Below are 15,162 nucleotides of genomic sequence, written 5' to 3' on the forward strand. Positions count from 1 at the left end.
TCTACATCTCGTTGAAGTAGATAACCCGCACGCCCAGGAACTTGGCCAGGCGCTCGTGCTGGGCCTTGTCCTCACGTGTGAGGGGGTTGAGGAAGGGATCGATGACGCAGATCGTCCATGGCGCGGTCTCGCCACCGGAGCGGTCGAGGATGGCGGGCCACACCAGGTGCTTGAAGCTCGCGTCGGGACCGGCCACGAAGTGCAGTTCGTCGTCCTCCGAGCCGACCCTGCGAACCTTGGCTCGCATTGGCTTCTGCCTCTTGGATCGGGGAACTGACTCCCACTCCGCTCCCAGCGTCTTCGCGATGATCTCGTCGATTGTCGCGGCGGGCCTCTTCACGTACTTGGCGTACTTGCCCACGCCACGGCGGGCCCGCTGGTACTCCTTCATCGGACCGTCCTTGAGCCACGGCCGGACGTTCGCGGCCATGCCAACGAATCCGATCAGCCGGCCCCCGACCTCCGGGTCGTCCGTCCATTGCTGGTAGAGGCGGGTGCGATCGCTGTCCTGCAGGTTGAGCCAGTCGGCCTCGGCGGCCTGTTCGAAGACCCGGGTGAGGACGGCGGCTTCGACCTCGATCGGGATCTTGTAGTCGGTCACAGGATTCCTTTCGGCATGGGGAACTGGAGGCGGACCTCGTCCGCCGCGGTCTCGAGATCGGCGGCGTCCTGGATCCACATGTTCATGAGGGAGCCGACGGTCTCGTCCTGGAACTCGATCCGGGAGGTGTGGGGGAGATCCAGGTGTTCCGTCTCGGTGGCCTCCAGGGTCCGGCGAAGGTTCAGGGCCGCAGCGGCGCGGCGGATGTCTGTCACGAAGTCGAGGACCTTGAGCGCCTTCTTGCCGGGGGCGAGGCGCAGCCCGCGGCCAAGCTGCTGCACGAAGATTCTTCGACTGTGAGTGACTCGCAGGAACGCTATGAGGTTCACGTCGGGCACGTCGACGCCTTCGTTGAACACGTCGACACAGGTGATGACCGGGACACGCCCGAGGCGGAACTCGTTCAGCAGGACGTTGCGGTGACGCTTGGGCAGGCCGCTGTGGAGATAGGAGGCGTTGACCCACTGCGGGTCGGAGACCGAGAGGAGATCCGCCATGTGTTCGGCGTGCTCGATCGTCTGGCAGAAGACGATGGCGCGGGGTTCGGTGGTCTCCCGCCAGGCCGCCCGCAGGTGCTCTACGATTTCCTCGTCCCGCTGGGGAAGGAAGAGGTGCCGGTTGAGGTCCTTGATCGAGTAACCGTGACGGCTGATCTCCTTGACGGCGTCCCAGTCGACACCGTCGGCGTACAGTCGGTAGTTAACGGCGGACAGGAAGCCCGCCGCCATGCCCTCGGCGATGCCCATGGTGAAGCTGGGGTAGCCGAAACGGGCCGTGATGTCGAACTTGTCGCCGCGCCAAGGGGTGGCGGTCACTCCGAATTGCGCCGCAGCCGAACACAGATCGAGGAGTTCCGCAAACCTGCCGGTCTCGGCCACGTGATGGGTCTCGTCGATCATGATGAGGTCAGGACGGTAGCCGTTTCGCGTGGCGGCCAGCGCCGACTCGACGGTCGCGACGACCACCCCGGCCAAATCCCTGGGCTTGCTCTCACCGGTAAGGAGGCGGGTGGGAACGGTCTTCGGGATGTGCCGCCACAGCGCCTTTTCAAGCTGTTCCACGAGGTCGCGCATGTGCGCCACCACGAGAACCTTGGCCTGCGGACGGGACTTGAGGAGATTGCTGATGACCTCCCCGCCAACGACCGTCTTCCCCAATCCGGTCGCCAGGACGAGGAGGGCCGAGCCCTCGGCCGCCAGGTCGTGCTCAATGGCCTCCACCGCCTCGGCCTGATAGGACCTCAGCTTGTAAGGGCTCGGTACGCGCTCCGGCATGCGCTCACCGATGGTCGCGATCGTGGAGCCGTGCCACAGCGCGATGTCGACGCCGACGCCCGCCAAGGCGCGGCGGCGCGCCTCGGCCGACGAGGTGATGTTCGTATTGGTCGCCAAGACGGCCTTGTCCGCCCGGTAGTGCGTACGGGCCCGCTCGAGGTCGTCGACGCCGGCGTGGTCCGCCGTGCCGTGCGCCTTCCACTTGCTTTGAAACACCCACTGCTCGCGGTTCCGGACAGCGAGGAGATCCGCGCCGTGGTCGTTGGCGCCGTCCACGACACGAACGTCATGGAACCCTAGGTGCCACAGAGTCCGCTCGAGTGCCTTGGTCAGTCCCGCTGGGCCCCCATCCCGCAGCTCGGCAGGGGACAGGAACACGGCGTTCACTCGTCACCGGCCAGCTCGTCAGCGAGCAGGGTGATGCTGAGGCGGGCACGCTGGAGTTGGAGGGCCGTGGCGTCACCGGCGAAGGTTCCGATGGTTGCCACGTCGGCCAGGTAGCCCGTGACGCGGGCCAGGCTCAGGGAGCGCGCGGACGGTGACTTCACATCAGCGTACGGCCCCCAGAAGACGCGGCGGTCCAGGAACGCCTCGGGCATCGCCTCCACCAGGCGAACGAGCGCCAGTGCGGGGAGGTAGGAGATGAACCCGGCGTCCTGTCCCAAACGTCCGACCTGGCCGACACGACCGGAGGCGATCATCGACTCTTCTACAGCCGTCCTCTCCTCCTCGCTGAGGTGGCCGAAGACCTCGCGGTACTCACCGGAGCGGTTGAGTTCGGCGACCGTGCGGCTGCGGATCTCGTTCAGCAGTTCACGGGCCTCTGCGCCGACCGTGTTGCCGTCCAGCGCGCTCTCTTTGAGGGACTGGGCGCGGATGCCGGCGACCAGCTGGGACGGGCCCCACTGGGAGCGCGCGCGAACTTTCAGCAGAGGTGCCAGTTCGACTAGGAGGAGATCGGCGTAGTCCGCGCCGAACCGCTGGAACACCTCGTGGTCGGAATCGACGAAGGCGCTGAGTTCGTTGCCCGCGCGCTGGTCGAGCAGGACCGGGACGGCCTGTCCCGAGTCGTCGAGGAGAGACACACCGCTCTTGAGAAGGCGCGTCTCGACGTTCAGGTAGCCGAGGTCGGGGTGGCCGAACGGGCGACTGAGGTACGAGTGCCGCGTCGAGGCGTTCTCGTAGCGGGCCAGGCGCTCGCTTCGGGTCTCGGTCTTCTCCTTTGTCATGCTGGTCGTGCCATCTCCGCCCGCCTCCGGGCCGGGTGGCTGGGTGGTGCCAGAGGAGGGCGCGTCGGCGGGCACGCCGAGGGCGTCCATGACCGCCTGCTGGTCGGGCTGGTTCGGGACGCTGGCCGTCGTCTTGGCCTGCTTCCCCTTGTTCTTGCTCTCCTCGTGTTCGAGGATCGCCTGCCACCAGCGTTCGTCCGTCTGGAAGTCTGGGTTGCCCTTGTGGAACTCGTTGCCCCAGCGGCGGGTCTCATCATGGATGGGCTTGCGGCCGTCACCGGGTACCAGGCAGCGCAGGCCGGCGTCGTTACGGCGGTATCCCTTGAACAGCAGGGCGAGCGGGCTCAGGTTCTCTGGGTAGCCGAGGGCTTCGGCCCTCTTGGGCTGGAGCGGTGCCATCCCACGCAACAGTTCCACAGCGCTGCGCCAGCTCCGGTCCGCATACTCAAAAGCATCCTTCTGGTAGGTCACAGGGACGTGGTCGAGGTGGATCTCGCCGATGATGCGGCCACCCTGATGGGCAAGCTCGACAGGGTACTCGGGGTCCTCATTGCCGGGAGCGCCGTCGGGATTGTTCCAGGTGAACAACTGCCTGTCCCAGCGCAGGATCTTGCGGCCGTTGCGAAGGAAGTCGATGCCGAAGTCGGTCTTGTGGAGGTAGCGCTGAATGCCGAGCCAGCCCCAGATCCGGCGTTTGCGGACGGCGAGCTTCTCACTTCCGCAGTCGGCGCAAATTTCGCCGTGAGTCAGCTGCCATTGGCCGCAGTCGGAGCAGGCCACCCCGTCCTGGAGTTCCTCGTCAATCGCGATGTACGCGGGGATGCGCTCCTTGCCGTTGTAGAGCACGAAGCGGTCGTCCCCCCAGCGGCAGTGCCGGACCGGCTTAACCCGGGTCCCGCCCACATAGAGCTCGAAGCCGCGCGCGTCCAGGATCCACGAGTACACGGAGCCCAGCATGTTGCGGAGGGCTTGCCCATTGCGGCGCAGCCACTCCGCCCGCGTCCGGTTCAGCCGGTCAATGACGATCCGCGTGCCGTGCTGAGCGGGGTCGCTCTTCGGCTCGGTGATGTCCGTCGCCTCGAAGTCGTCCTGAATGTGGTCCAGGTCAATCTCGACGCCGATCCACTCGCTGTCGCCGGGCCGCGTAGTGAGGACGCGGGTGCGCTTGCCGAGGCGGGCGGTGGCCACGTTGAAGCCCATACCGAACAGGCCGAGCTTGTCGTGCATGTCGTTGCCGGACCAGCCGGCCCGCACCGCGCGCTCCAGACGCTCGTACGTCATGCCCCGACCGGTGTCGGCGATGACGAGTTCCCCGTTGGCCGAGGACGGCAGGGACACGCTGACCTTGTAACCGTCGGGCCACTCAACTCCGGAACGTACGATTTCGCTGAAGTCGTCGAAAGAGTTATCGACGAGCTCGGCCACGCACTGCCACTCGTCGAACTCGATCTCGCCCAGCATGCGCAGCACACGGGCGGAAGGGGTGATCTTCACTCCGGCGGAACCCTCTCCTGGCTAAACAGACGCGCTAGAGAACTGCTTCCGCACGTCAGCGCATGGCGAAGCAGACCGGCTCGGACGAGTCACGCGTCGGTCCCGAGGGTATAGGCGGCCACTGACAGGCCGTCTGCCACTTGTGAAATCCGGGCCGTTAGCCTCGATCTGTCGCGGGGGTCGAGCTGTGGAACGCGTGCCCGATGATTGTGAATTCTCGGTAGCGCGCGTGGATTTACCGTCTCCACTGCCCGGGAAGGGCCGCGTTCGTAGGGTGATGACCATGGTGAGTGCCGTGGTGTTCGACGTGGGCGAGACGTTGGTGGACGAGACCCGGATCTGGGCGGGGTGGGCGGACTGGCTGGGGGTGCCGAGGCATACGTTTTCGGCGGTGATGGGGGCGACGGTGGCGCGGGGGGAGTCGTTGTGGGAGGCGTTCAGGGTGTTCAGGCCGGGGATCGATATGCGGGAGGAGGAGAGGAAGCGGGTGGCGGCGGGGGTGGGGGACTGGTTCGGGCCGGAGGATCTGTACGGGGATGTGCGGGAGTGCGTCGAGGGGCTGAGGGGGCTCGGGGTGTGGGTCGGAATCGCGGGGAACCAGCCGCTGCGGGCGGAGGAGGATCTGCGGCGGTGTGAGTTGCCGGTGGAACTGATCGCGACCAGCGAGGGGTGGGGGGTGCAGAAGCCGGATGTGGCGTTCTTCGAACGGGTGGTGGCCGAGGTGCCGTACTCGGCGGGGGAGATCCTCTACGTGGGGGATCGGCTGGACAACGACGTGGTGCCGGCGAAGCGGGTGGGCCTGAGGACGGCGCTGGTGCGGCGCGGGGTGCACGGGTATGTGGGGGCGTTCGACCCGGAGGGGCTCGCGGATGTGCGGGTGGAGGGGCTGGGGGAGCTGGTGGGGTGGGTGGCCGCGCGGCGGGGCTGATCGGCCGAGGTTAGGCGGCGGCGCGGGGGCGGTGGGCTGCGGGCTCAGTGGTCCAGCCGCTCCTGGAGGTGGACCGTCACGGTGTCCCCGGCCTCCTTGCCGATCGCTTTGCGCAGGTCGGCCTTGACGGGCAGCTTGTGCGTGCCGTCGCCCAGGGCCATGAAGGAGCTGCGGAACGGGTGCCCGTCGATGGTGCCGCGGATCTTGACCAGGCCGCGGGTGCCGAAGAACTCGGCCGACTCGGGCCGGACGAGGTAGGTCCAGCCGCCCTTGTTCTCGCTCTTGCGCAGAGTCGCGGTGAATCGCTTGTCCATTCGGGCGTCCTTCCGGGTCGCGCGAGCCCGCTCGTCCGGGGCCTCCGGTTCCTTGGCGTTCTGCCGGTCAGGACGAGGGAGGGCGCGGAAACTCATCGGTCGGCGGCCGGAACGGGGTCCTTGAGTCGGGGCGCGCGATGGGCCAGTGTCCGAGGCATGACGGATGATCAGGTGGAGTGCCCGGTGACGGAGGGGTACGAGGCGGCGCTGGGGGCGTTGCGCGATGCGCCGTACGGGGGTGGGGAGCATATGGGCGCCGGGGTGGAGGCGGGGCGGGTGCTGGGGGAGTGGGAGGCGGTGGTGCGGCGGATCGAGGCGCGGCAGGGGGGTACGGAGGCGGCCTACCGGGAGGGACTGGGAGCGCGGGACCGGATTCCGGCGTACGTACGGGCGCTGGGCGCGCCGGTGGGGGCGCTGTTCAGGGAGGCGCTGGGTGAGGTCGACGGGGTGTTCGTGCGGCTGACCGTGGTCGATGAGGGGTGGCTGGTCGAGGGCGGCGGGGAGCACGGGTGGTGGTGGCACCGGCGGCCGAGGCAGTGACCTGGGCGCGGTGGGCGCGGCGAGCGCGGGGCGCGCGGGGCGCGGCACACTGGAGGCATGTGCCGAAGCATCAAGACGTTGCGCCCGCCGGTGACGACCGAGGTCGGGGAGGAGGACATCCACGCCGCGGCGTTGCAGTACGTGCGCAAGGTGTCCGGCTTCCGGGCGCCGGCCGCGCACAACCAGGAGGCCTTCGACCGGGCGGTGGAGGCGGTGGCGGCGGCGACCGCCGAGTTGCTGGACGACCTGGTGGTGCGCGGGGCGAAGGCGGGCTGAGGCGGCGCGTCAGGACAGCCTTTAGCGGTGGCGGCCGCCGTACGGGGGGTTGTGCGGGCCGCCGTACGGATAGGGCTGTTGCTGTTGCTGCTGCGGGTGGCTGTACGGCTGGGGATAGCCGTAGCCGGGATACGCCGGGTACGCGGGATGCGCCAGGTGGGCCGGGTACGGCGGGTACGCGGGGTACGGCGGCCGGATGGTGAAGGCGGCCTGGGTGAGGGCCGGCTGGGCGACGGCCTTGCGCTGCCACATGTGGTGGAGGAGTTCGTGCTCGCGGTCGGCGAAGTCGGGGCCGGCGGCGCCACGGGTGGCGCGGGCCCGGAGGAAGGCCAGGGCGGTCGCGAAGGAGACGTACTCGCGCACGGTGCGGGCGGCCGTCTCGCCGCCGGCCCGCAGGGCCAGGGTGCGGGCGAGGGTGCGGGCCTTCATGGAGCCGAGGGCGACGGGCTCGGGGAGCCCTATCCAACCGGCCATGGCGTAGACGGGGAGCTGGGTGCGGATGGTCCGCAGTTCGTTGGAGCGGGACCAGATGGCGAGCCAGACCAGCAGCCCGAAGAGCGGGATCATCAGCATGGCGTAGACGGCGAGGAAGCCGAGCGGGGACAGCGACGCGGAGCCGTTCCAGGTGCCGTGCAGGGTCATCGCCAGGAGCCAGCCGCCGAGCGGGGCCAGCCAGCGGCGGGCCTTGCCGGGCGGGCTGATGGCTGCGATGGCGAAGCCTATTCCGGTGAGCGAGGTGAACAGGGGGTGGGCGAAGGGCGTCATCACGACGCGTACGAAGAAGGTCGCGGCGGTGGTGGAGGCGATGCCGCTGAAGCCGTACGCCTGGTCCTCGCCGAAGGCGGAACCGAGGTAGAGGATGTTCTCGGTGAAGGCGAAGCCGGTGGCGGTGAGGCCGGCGATGACGACGCCGTCGACGATGCCGGTGAAGTCACGGCGGCGGAAGAGGAAGAGCAGCAGGATCGCCGAGCCCTTGGCGGACTCCTCGACGAGCGGGGCCACGAAGGTCGCGCCCATGGTGTTGGTCTGGGACGGCGTGGCGGTGAAGGTCGTGGCGAGCAGATGGGTGGCGTACTCGTTGGCGAGGATCGCCACGAGGGTGGCCGCGCAGGCCCCCCAGGCGAAGGCGAAGAGCGCGTTGCGCCAGGGGGTGGGCTCGACCCGGTCCAGCCACAGGAAGGCCGAGGCGAGCAGCGGGACCGGCAGGATCGCCAGGGCCAGGCCGACGAGGAAGCCCTCGGTGCCGGTCTGGCGGCGCACCAGGGCCAGGATGATCACCCCGCAGAGGGCGAGGAGCGCGAAGAGCCCGACCAGACGGAAGGTCTTGTTCTCCCAGAAGGGGCGGCGGGGCCGGTAGTGCCCCTGCCCCGGCGGGAGCGCGGGCGGCTGCGAGGGGTACTCGGGGACGGCCGGCTGGTCGGGGGTGTGCGGGTGCAGGGACGAGGACACCCATCGACCTTACGCGGTGCGGGTGAAGATCAGGTCGTGAACGGCATGCCCCTTGGCCAGGCCCTGCTGCTCGAACTTGGTCATCGGGCGGAAGGCGGGGCGCGGCTCGGCGTAGCCGCTGCCGGGCGGGTACGCGTTGGTGAGGTGCCGGTCGGCGGACAGGACGTCGAGCATCTGCTCGGCGTACGGCTCCCAGTCGGTCGCGCAGTGCACGGTGGCCCCGGGCCGCAGCCGGGACACGGCCAGCGCGACGAACTCCGGCTGGATGAGGCGGCGCTTGTGGTGCCGTGCCTTGGGCCAGGGGTCCGGGAAGTAGACGCGCAGGCCGGCCAGGGAGCCGGGGGCCAGCATGTCGCGGAGCAGGATGACGGCGTCGCCGTTGGCCACCCGGACGTTGTCCAGGCCCTCGGCTTCCGCGATGGCGATCAGATTGCCCTGCCCCGGCGTGTGGACGTCGGCGGCCAGGATGCCGGTACGGGGGTCGGCGGCGGCCATGGCGGCCGTGGCGTCACCCATGCCGAAGCCGATCTCCAGCACGACGGGGTGGCCGGGGGCCAGGTCGGCGCCTTTGAAGAGCTCCGGCAGGTCGAGCGGGCGGCCGTCGATGTCCACGCCCCACTCCGCCCAGTGCCGCTCCAGCGCGGCCGCCTGGCCGGTGGTGACCCGGCCTCTGCGCGGGTGGAAACTGCGGATCCGGCGCTCGGAGTGCGCCTCGGGGTGCGGGTGCGCGGCGGGGCCGCCGGCGAACCGGGGTGTGGGGGTGCGGGACATAGTGCGGCCATTTTACGGGTCCGGCTCGCCGGGTCCGATGCCATGGCCCCGGTGTTACGGGCCCGGTGCCACGGATCCGCTCCCATGGGCGCGCTTCCACGGGCCGGTGCCATGGGCGCGCTTCCGCGGCCCGGTGCCCACGGGCCCGCCGCCATGGGTCAGTGCTACGGGCCCGCCGCACGGGCCCGCCGCACGGGCCCGCCGCACGGGGTCGCCGCCACGGGGCCACTGCCACGGGCCCGCCGTCACGGGCCTGCCGCCATGGGCCAGTGCTACGAGGCCACTGCGACGGGGCCACTGCCACGGGGCCGGTTCCACGGGCCCGCCGTCACGGGCCTGCCGCCATGGGTCAGTGCTACGGGGCCACTGCCACGGGCCCGCCGCCACGGGCCCGCCGTCACGGGCCCGCCGCCACGGGCCGGACCGGGCCGCCGGGCCGGGCCGCCGGGCGGCGTCGGCCGGGCCGTCACGGCTTCGCCGGTCGCGCGGGGGCCACGGGGCCGGGCCGGGCCGCTCCGGTGGCCTGGAGGGCCTGGAGGGCGCGCCGGGCCACCTCGCGGCCGATGGGCAGCGAGGCGGTCGCGGCGGGGGAGGGCGCGTTGAGGACGTGGACGAAGGGGCCGCGGCCGGCGAAGAGGAAGTCGTCGACGAGGGTGCCGTCCCGCAGGACCGCCTGGGCGCGGACGCCGGCGGGGGCCGGGCGCAGGTCGGCGGGGGTGATCCCGGGCAGCAGCCGGGACACGGCTGCGGCGAAGGCCCGCCGGGACAGTGAGCGGTGCAGCTCGCCGGTCTCGTACCGCCAGTGGCGGCGGGCGATCCGCCAGGTGCCGGGGAAGGCGAGGGTCTCGGTGAGGTCGCGGGGGCTGAGCGTGCGGCGCCGGTAGCCCTCGCGGGCCAGGGCCGGGACGGCGTTCGGGCCGACGTGGACGCCGCCGTCGATGCCCCGGGTCAGATGTACGCCCAGGAACGGGAACGCCGGGTCCGGCACCGGGTAGACCAGGCCCCGGACGAGGTCGCGGCGGGCGGGGGCCAGCTCGTGGTACTCGCCCCGGAACGGGATGATCCGTACGTCCGGGGCGTCCCCGGTGAGGCGGGCGACGCGGTCGCTCTGCAGGCCGGCGCAGTTGACCAGGGCCCTGGCCCGGACGGGCGGGCCGGTCGTGGTCTCCACGACGACCGGGTGGCTCGCGTGGCCCGTCCGTCCCGCGCGGTGGATCGCCCGGACCTCGGCGCCGTAGCGGATGTGGGCGCCGCCGTCGCGGGCCAGCCGGGCGTAGACCGCCGCGACGGCCGGGTAGTCCACGATGCCGGTCGTGCCGACGTGGATCGCCGCCTGGCCGTACACATGCGGCTCGTACTCCGCGATCTGGGCCGGGCCCAGCTCGCGGACCGGGATGCCGTTCTCCCGGCCGCGCTGTACGAGGGCGTGCAGCCGGGGCAGCTCGTCGCGCTCCGTGGCGACGATCAGCTTGCCGGTGACGCGGTGCGGGATGTCGTGGGCCGTGCAGAACGCGACCATCTCGGCGGCGCCCTGCGTGGCGTACCGGGCCTTCAGCGAGCCGGGGCGGTAGTAGATGCCGCTGTGGATCACGCCGCTGTTGTGGCCCGTCTGGTGGCGGGCGGGGCCGTTTTCCTTGTCCAGGACGGTCACGGTGGTGCCGGGGGCGGCCCGGGTGAGGGCGTAGGCCGTGGACAGGCCGATGATGCCGGCGCCGATCACCACGACGTCTGCGGTCTCCACGGGGCACCTCCCGCTGCGGGGTACGACGGCACGCCGCGGCACACCTGCGCCCGGCGCTGGGTTCCTCCCCCGCCCCGGGGGCGTGAAACCACAGGGTCGCGCCCCCCGGCGCCTGGGATTCCGGGGCCGCGCCCCGCGCGCGCCCCGCTCTTCGCCCCGCCGCAGGCCCCCATCGCGTACCTCATCGCACGGCCCGGGCCTGTGGCCTACGCCCGCCGCCTACGCCCGCGCCGCCTACGCCCGTGGCCTACGCCGGCGCGGCCAGCAGCGGCCGGGCCCGTTCGCGCAGCTCCGCCACCCGCGGCTCGTGACCGTAGGGCTCCAGCCGGTGCAGGAGGTCGCGTACGTACTCGTTCGTACGGGCCGAGGAGATGCGGCCGGCGACCTCGACTGCCTTGGTGCCGGCGGCGCAGGCCGCGTCGAGGTTGCCCGACTCGAGTTCGGCGACGGCGGAGACGACCAGCCGCAGGCCGTGGGAGCGGACGAACTCCTCGGTGGGGCGGGACAGGGCGGCCTCGGTGAAGGTGCGCATCTGGCGGGGCATGCGCAGGTCGCGGTAGCACTCGGCGGCGTCGGCGGCGAGCCGGTCGTACGAGTAGAAGCCGAGCCATGCCGGGTCCGCGTCGCCGTCGCGGGAACGTTCCAGCCAGCCCTCCGCCGCCGAGATCGCGGCGGCGGCGGCCGTGGACTCGCCGGCCTTGGCGTGGGCGCGGGCCTCGACGAGGTGGAAGAAGGACATGGTGCGGGCGGTGGCCAGCCCCCGGTTGCGCTCCAGCGCGGCCTGGGCGAGGTCGACGCCCTCGTCGGCGAAACCGCGGTAGGTGGCCTGGAGTGACATCGATGCCAGGACGTAGCCGCCCAGGGGAACGTCGGCGGCGGCCCGGGCCAGCCGGAGCGCCTGGATGTAGTAGCGCTGGGCGGCTTCCTGCTGGCCGGTGTCGAAGGCCATCCACCCGGCGAGGCGGGTGAGTTCGGCGGTGGCGCCGAACAGCGAGCGGCCGACGTCGTCGCTGTACGAGCCGAGCAGCAGCGGGGCGGCCTCCACCCGGAGGCATTCGGGGACCATGCCCGAACGCCAGTCGCCGCCGCCGTACTTGGAGTCCCAGCGGCGGGCGTCCTCGGCGGCCTCGCGGAGCTTGGCGACGTCGGAGTGGCCGACGTGGTTCATGCCGGGGGCCGGCGCGTCGCGTGCCACGCGTGCGTCGGCGGGGGTTATGAGCCAGCGCGAGGCGGGGGTGACGTAGGCGGAGACGGCGAAGGAGCCGGCGAGGCTCTGCCAGATGCCGCTGCTGCCGCCGGGACCGCCGCGCCGGCCGGCGGCGAGGTCGAGCCGCCACAGGTCGGTCGCCGACTTCACCGCCTCGCCGACGTCGCGCGGGAACGCGAGGCCGACCTCGGGGGCCGGATCGGCGTCGGCGAGGCCTATCTCGTGCAGCGGCACGGGACGGCCGAGCTTGCTGCCGATGGCGGCGGCGATGAGATGGGGGGCCGCGCCCTGCGGGACCATGCCCTTGGTGACCCAGCGCGCGACGGAGGTCTTGTCGTACCGCAGCGTCAGGCCGCGTTGGGCGCCGAGGTCGTTGACCCGGCGGGCGAGTCCGGCGTTGCTGATGCCGGCCAGCGAGAGAAGGGTGCCGAGTTTCTCATTCGGCCCTCGGTGTTCCTTGTTCATGAGCACTCCTCGCCGGACAGCGCCTCGACGCAGCAACGGCCGCCCCGCCTTCTCTCGTGGAGAACTCGGGGCGTACGGCAACTCGGGTACACCCAGCGTAGTTCGCCGAATCCCGACCGTTAAGAGCTGTCGTCCCGGATGGCGGGATTACTGCCCTGGGCGGGGGTCTGCTGGTGGCGCGTGCTCCCGGCGTATGCGGCCGTGCGCCCATACGCGCGCTCTGTGCCGGCCGGGAGGGGAGCGCTTCCATGGTGGAGTGGGTTGGTCCGTGGCCCCCATTAGCGGCTTTGGGGGGAGGACACGGGCCAGGGGGCTCCGCCGCCACAATCCCCGCGGGCGGCGGACCGGTCCGGGAGGCGCAGCCATGCCTCCCGGACTGCGGCTCCCCGGGCCCCCGTGACGTGCCGTGCGAGGGCCTTACGGGGGCTTTACAGGGCAGCCGAGAAAATTTCCGGGGACGTAAACATTTTGGCGCGAAACCGACGTTTCAAGTCCGTAACGCTGTTCGAAGTCGCGTTTCCGGCAAGGGAGTTGGGCGACTCCCGAGCGCGACTCGACCCGGTCCCGGCGGCGCGCCAGGCGCGGTCGGTCGCTCGTCCCTGCCCTCATACACCTCTTTGCGCCCCGCTCCGTGGCAGCATGTTGCTCATACGGGCGGAGCGGAGGCGGCGATGCGGTGGTTGGTGGGGTGGAGCAGTGCCGCCGCAGCGGGGCGTACGGTGACGCCGGTCGGGGCCCAGATCCTCTGGAGCGACCCGGATCCGCTGTGGGCGGTGGGCGATTGGCGCCCCGACGAGGTGCGGATCGTGCAGGGCGAGCCGACGGGCCCGCGCAACGGCCGTACGGCGAACGGCAGTCGCGGAACCCGTAACGGCAACGGCGGCGGTGACGGCCAGGGTTCACAGATCTCCCGGCTCGCCGTGCTCGGACGCTGCCATGCCACCGAGAGCCAGCTGAGGGTGGGTCTGTTCGCCGCGCGCGGCGGCGCGTTGCGGCATCTGACGGCCTGGCCGGGGAGCTACACGGCGGTCCTGCAGATCGGCCGCCGGATCACCGTGCTCGGCGATCTCGCGGGCGCCCGGCCGGTGTTCCACACCCGCTGGGGAGGCGGCACGGCGTTCGCGACCGCCGCGCTCCCGCTCGCCGACCTCACCGAGGCCGCCCTCGACGTCACGCACCTAGCCGCGCTGCTCGCCTGTCCCGACGCGCCCGAGGCGCTGGGCGACGGTACGCCGTACGCCGGGGTGCGCCGGGTCCCGCCCGGACACGCGCTGATCCTGCGCGAGGGGGTGCCGCAGATCGCGGACTACGAACCCACCGCCTCGCTCGTCGTGGGCGCCCCCGCCGCCGACGAGGAGACCGCCGTCGCCGGGGTGCGCGACGCCCTGGTCGACGCGGTACGCGCCCGGCTCGCCCAGCCCCGTTTCGTACCGGAGCCCGGCGAGGACCCGGCGCCGGGCGTGGGCGCCGACCTGTCCGGCGGGGCCGCGTCCGCCACCCTCGCGCTGCTGGCCGCCGGGCTGCCCGGCATGCCCGGGACACCGCTCGGGCACGGCGCGGCGTCGGGCCAGCGACTGCTGGCCGTCACCTTCAACGACCTCGCCACCGGCGGGGTCTCGCAGGTCGCGGAGCTGGAACGGGCCCGCAGCATGGCCGCCGACCCCCGGCTGCACCATGTCGTGGTCCCGGGCGGCGCGGAAGCCCTGCCGTACGCCGACCTCGTGGACACCGGCCCGCTGACCGACGAGCCCGGTCCCTCGCTGGTCACCGCCGAACGGCACCGCCGGCGCCTGGCGGCGGGCGGCGCGGACCACTTCGTCGGGCACGGCGCCCGCCAGGTGCTCGACGCCCACCCGGCACGCCTGGCCGATCTGCTCATGGAGCGCAGACGCCGGGATCTGCGGCGCCCGATGATGGCGCTGGCCCGGGCGGACGGGCTGTCCGGGCAGTCGGCGCTGGTGCCGTTCACCGTCTACCGGGCGGCACGGCGGCTGGCCCGTACGAGTTATCAACAGGGTGTGGAGGAAGCGGCGGCCCAGCTCATGGAGCGGCGCTTCGAGGGCCCCGACACCCCGCTGTCCGCCTCGCTCGCCGCCCTGGCCTGGTGCCGGCCCGGCCCCGCCGCGCGCTGGCTCACCGGCGAGGCCCTCGCAGAAGTATCGGTTCGCCTGGCCGACGCGGCGGTCCGGCCGACCACCGTCGGCAGACCCGGCGAACGGCGGGCACGGGCCGCACTGGCCCGGCACGCCGCCGACCACCGGGTCTTCGAGCAGGCCGTCGAGGTGCGCAGCCAGCGCCTCCACGCCCCCTTCCTCGACAACCAGGTGGTCCGCGCCTGCCGCGCCCTGCCCGAGGCCCTCCGCGTCCAGCCCGGCTCCCGGGCCTCCGTACTGCGGGCCGTCCTCGCCGGCGCGGGCATCCGCGATCTGCCCCCCGGCTGGGGCGCCAACTCCACGGCCACCACCGCGGTCGCCGTGCGCACCGGCCTGCGTACGGCCGTCGAGGACCTCGTCGACCTCTTCGACGCCCCTCTCCTGGCCGACGCCGGGCTGATCGAGGCCCGCGTCGTCCGCAAGGCCCTGCGGGCCGCGGCCGGGGGTGAGGCCCTGCCCGTCGACGGCCTCACCGACCTCGTCGCCACCGAGGTCTGGCTCCGCCGCCTCCTCGCCCGCCGCGGCTCCTGCTGGACCGGCACCCCGGTCCCCGAGCAGCGAGCCGTGGCCGGCGGCGTCCACCGCCTCCCCCTCTGAGGCGGCCGGCCCGCCGCAGGCCCTCGGCGATCGAGGACGAACCGGCCGCCGGGCCGCGGGCGCCCGCTCCGCCGGGGGAATGGAACCGACCATTCCCCCCGTTGAAGGGGTTCGGGGCAGAAA

The 15,162-nt window shown here is 72.0% G+C and carries 12 protein-coding genes; 4 read left to right on the top strand and 8 right to left on the bottom strand.

Annotated elements, in window-relative coordinates; translation table 11 throughout:
• Nucleotide 1: 1 nt before the first annotated feature.
• Genes RWE79_RS21860 through RWE79_RS21870 form a run of 3 tightly spaced genes read right to left on the bottom strand, consistent with a single transcriptional unit; the run spans nucleotide 2 to nucleotide 4,598 of the window.
• On the bottom strand, nucleotides 2-601 hold the full coding sequence (locus RWE79_RS21860) for a hypothetical protein (RefSeq protein ID WP_475941756.1): 600 nt from the start codon (nucleotides 599-601) through the stop codon (nucleotides 2-4).
• Entirely contained in the window at nucleotides 598-2,262 is a 1,665-nt protein-coding gene (locus RWE79_RS21865) for a DEAD/DEAH box helicase family protein (protein WP_475941757.1), read from the bottom strand. The genes RWE79_RS21860 and RWE79_RS21865 overlap by 4 nt, the downstream gene beginning before the upstream one ends.
• Nucleotides 2,259-4,598 (bottom strand): ATP-binding protein, encoded by a 2,340-nt coding sequence (locus RWE79_RS21870; protein ID WP_475941758.1) that lies wholly within the window; start codon nucleotides 4,596-4,598, stop codon nucleotides 2,259-2,261. Before RWE79_RS21870 ends, RWE79_RS21865 begins: the two co-directional genes overlap by 4 nt.
• 283 nt (nucleotides 4,599-4,881) lie before the next feature.
• Between RWE79_RS21870 and RWE79_RS21875 the strand changes: the two genes are divergently transcribed.
• Nucleotides 4,882-5,526 carry an HAD family hydrolase gene (locus tag RWE79_RS21875; RefSeq protein ID WP_475941759.1) on the top strand — a complete coding sequence of 215 codons (645 nt, stop codon included), beginning with the start codon at nucleotides 4,882-4,884 and terminating at the stop codon, nucleotides 5,524-5,526.
• 44 nt (nucleotides 5,527-5,570) lie between these two features.
• Here the strand turns inward: RWE79_RS21875 and RWE79_RS21880 are convergent, their stop codons facing one another.
• Nucleotides 5,571-5,840 (bottom strand): DUF1905 domain-containing protein, encoded by a 270-nt coding sequence (locus RWE79_RS21880; RefSeq protein ID WP_475941760.1) that lies wholly within the window; start codon nucleotides 5,838-5,840, stop codon nucleotides 5,571-5,573.
• A gap of 156 nt (nucleotides 5,841-5,996) precedes the next feature.
• Here RWE79_RS21880 and RWE79_RS21885 point away from each other — a divergent pair, with 156 nt between their 5' ends.
• Nucleotides 5,997-6,380, top strand: a complete 384-nt coding sequence (locus RWE79_RS21885) for a hypothetical protein (protein ID WP_475941761.1) — start codon at nucleotides 5,997-5,999, stop codon at nucleotides 6,378-6,380.
• Nucleotides 6,381-6,437: 57 nt separating this feature from the next.
• Entirely contained in the window at nucleotides 6,438-6,656 is a 219-nt protein-coding gene (locus RWE79_RS21890) for a DUF2277 domain-containing protein (protein WP_475941762.1), read from the top strand.
• Nucleotides 6,657-6,677: 21 nt separating this feature from the next.
• On the opposite strand, the gene RWE79_RS21895 is transcribed toward RWE79_RS21890, so the two are convergent.
• The 4 genes from RWE79_RS21895 to RWE79_RS21910 all read right to left on the bottom strand — a co-directional run bounded on the left by RWE79_RS21895 (nucleotide 6,678) and on the right by RWE79_RS21910 (nucleotide 12,289).
• Entirely contained in the window at nucleotides 6,678-8,105 is a 1,428-nt protein-coding gene (locus tag RWE79_RS21895; protein ID WP_475941763.1) for a PrsW family intramembrane metalloprotease, read from the bottom strand.
• A gap of 9 nt (nucleotides 8,106-8,114) precedes the next feature.
• On the bottom strand, nucleotides 8,115-8,876 hold the full coding sequence (gene trmB, locus RWE79_RS21900; protein ID WP_475941764.1) for a tRNA (guanosine(46)-N7)-methyltransferase TrmB: 762 nt from the start codon (nucleotides 8,874-8,876) through the stop codon (nucleotides 8,115-8,117).
• Between the two features lie 466 nt (nucleotides 8,877-9,342).
• Nucleotides 9,343-10,617 (bottom strand): L-2-hydroxyglutarate oxidase, encoded by a 1,275-nt coding sequence (gene lhgO / locus RWE79_RS21905; RefSeq protein WP_475941765.1) that lies wholly within the window; start codon nucleotides 10,615-10,617, stop codon nucleotides 9,343-9,345.
• Nucleotides 10,618-10,864: 247 nt separating this feature from the next.
• Entirely contained in the window at nucleotides 10,865-12,289 is a 1,425-nt protein-coding gene (locus RWE79_RS21910; RefSeq protein ID WP_475941766.1) for an MFS transporter, read from the bottom strand.
• Nucleotides 12,290-12,960: 671 nt separating this feature from the next.
• Between RWE79_RS21910 and RWE79_RS21915 the strand changes: the two genes are divergently transcribed.
• Nucleotides 12,961-15,039 carry an asparagine synthase-related protein gene (locus tag RWE79_RS21915; RefSeq protein ID WP_475941767.1) on the top strand — a complete coding sequence of 693 codons (2,079 nt, stop codon included), beginning with the start codon at nucleotides 12,961-12,963 and terminating at the stop codon, nucleotides 15,037-15,039.
• Nucleotides 15,040-15,162: the final 123 nt, after the last annotated feature.

Source organism: Streptomyces sp. RLA131, assembly GCF_056270125.1.

What these genes read in the sequence shown, in the direction of transcription:
- RWE79_RS21915 (WP_475941767.1), top strand. Translation starts at nt 12,961, where the DNA reads ATGCGGTGGTTGGTGGGGTGGAGCAGTGCCGCCGCAGCGGGGCGTACG.
- RWE79_RS21880 (WP_475941760.1), bottom strand. Translation starts at nt 5,840, where the DNA reads ATGGACAAGCGATTCACCGCGACTCTGCGCAAGAGCGAGAACAAGGGC.
- RWE79_RS21910 (WP_475941766.1), bottom strand. Translation starts at nt 12,289, where the DNA reads ATGAACAAGGAACACCGAGGGCCGAATGAGAAACTCGGCACCCTTCTC.
- RWE79_RS21890 (WP_475941762.1), top strand. Translation starts at nt 6,438, where the DNA reads ATGTGCCGAAGCATCAAGACGTTGCGCCCGCCGGTGACGACCGAGGTC.
- RWE79_RS21875 (WP_475941759.1), top strand. Translation starts at nt 4,882, where the DNA reads ATGGTGAGTGCCGTGGTGTTCGACGTGGGCGAGACGTTGGTGGACGAG.
- RWE79_RS21885 (WP_475941761.1), top strand. Translation starts at nt 5,997, where the DNA reads ATGACGGATGATCAGGTGGAGTGCCCGGTGACGGAGGGGTACGAGGCG.
- trmB (WP_475941764.1), bottom strand. Translation starts at nt 8,876, where the DNA reads ATGTCCCGCACCCCCACACCCCGGTTCGCCGGCGGCCCCGCCGCGCAC.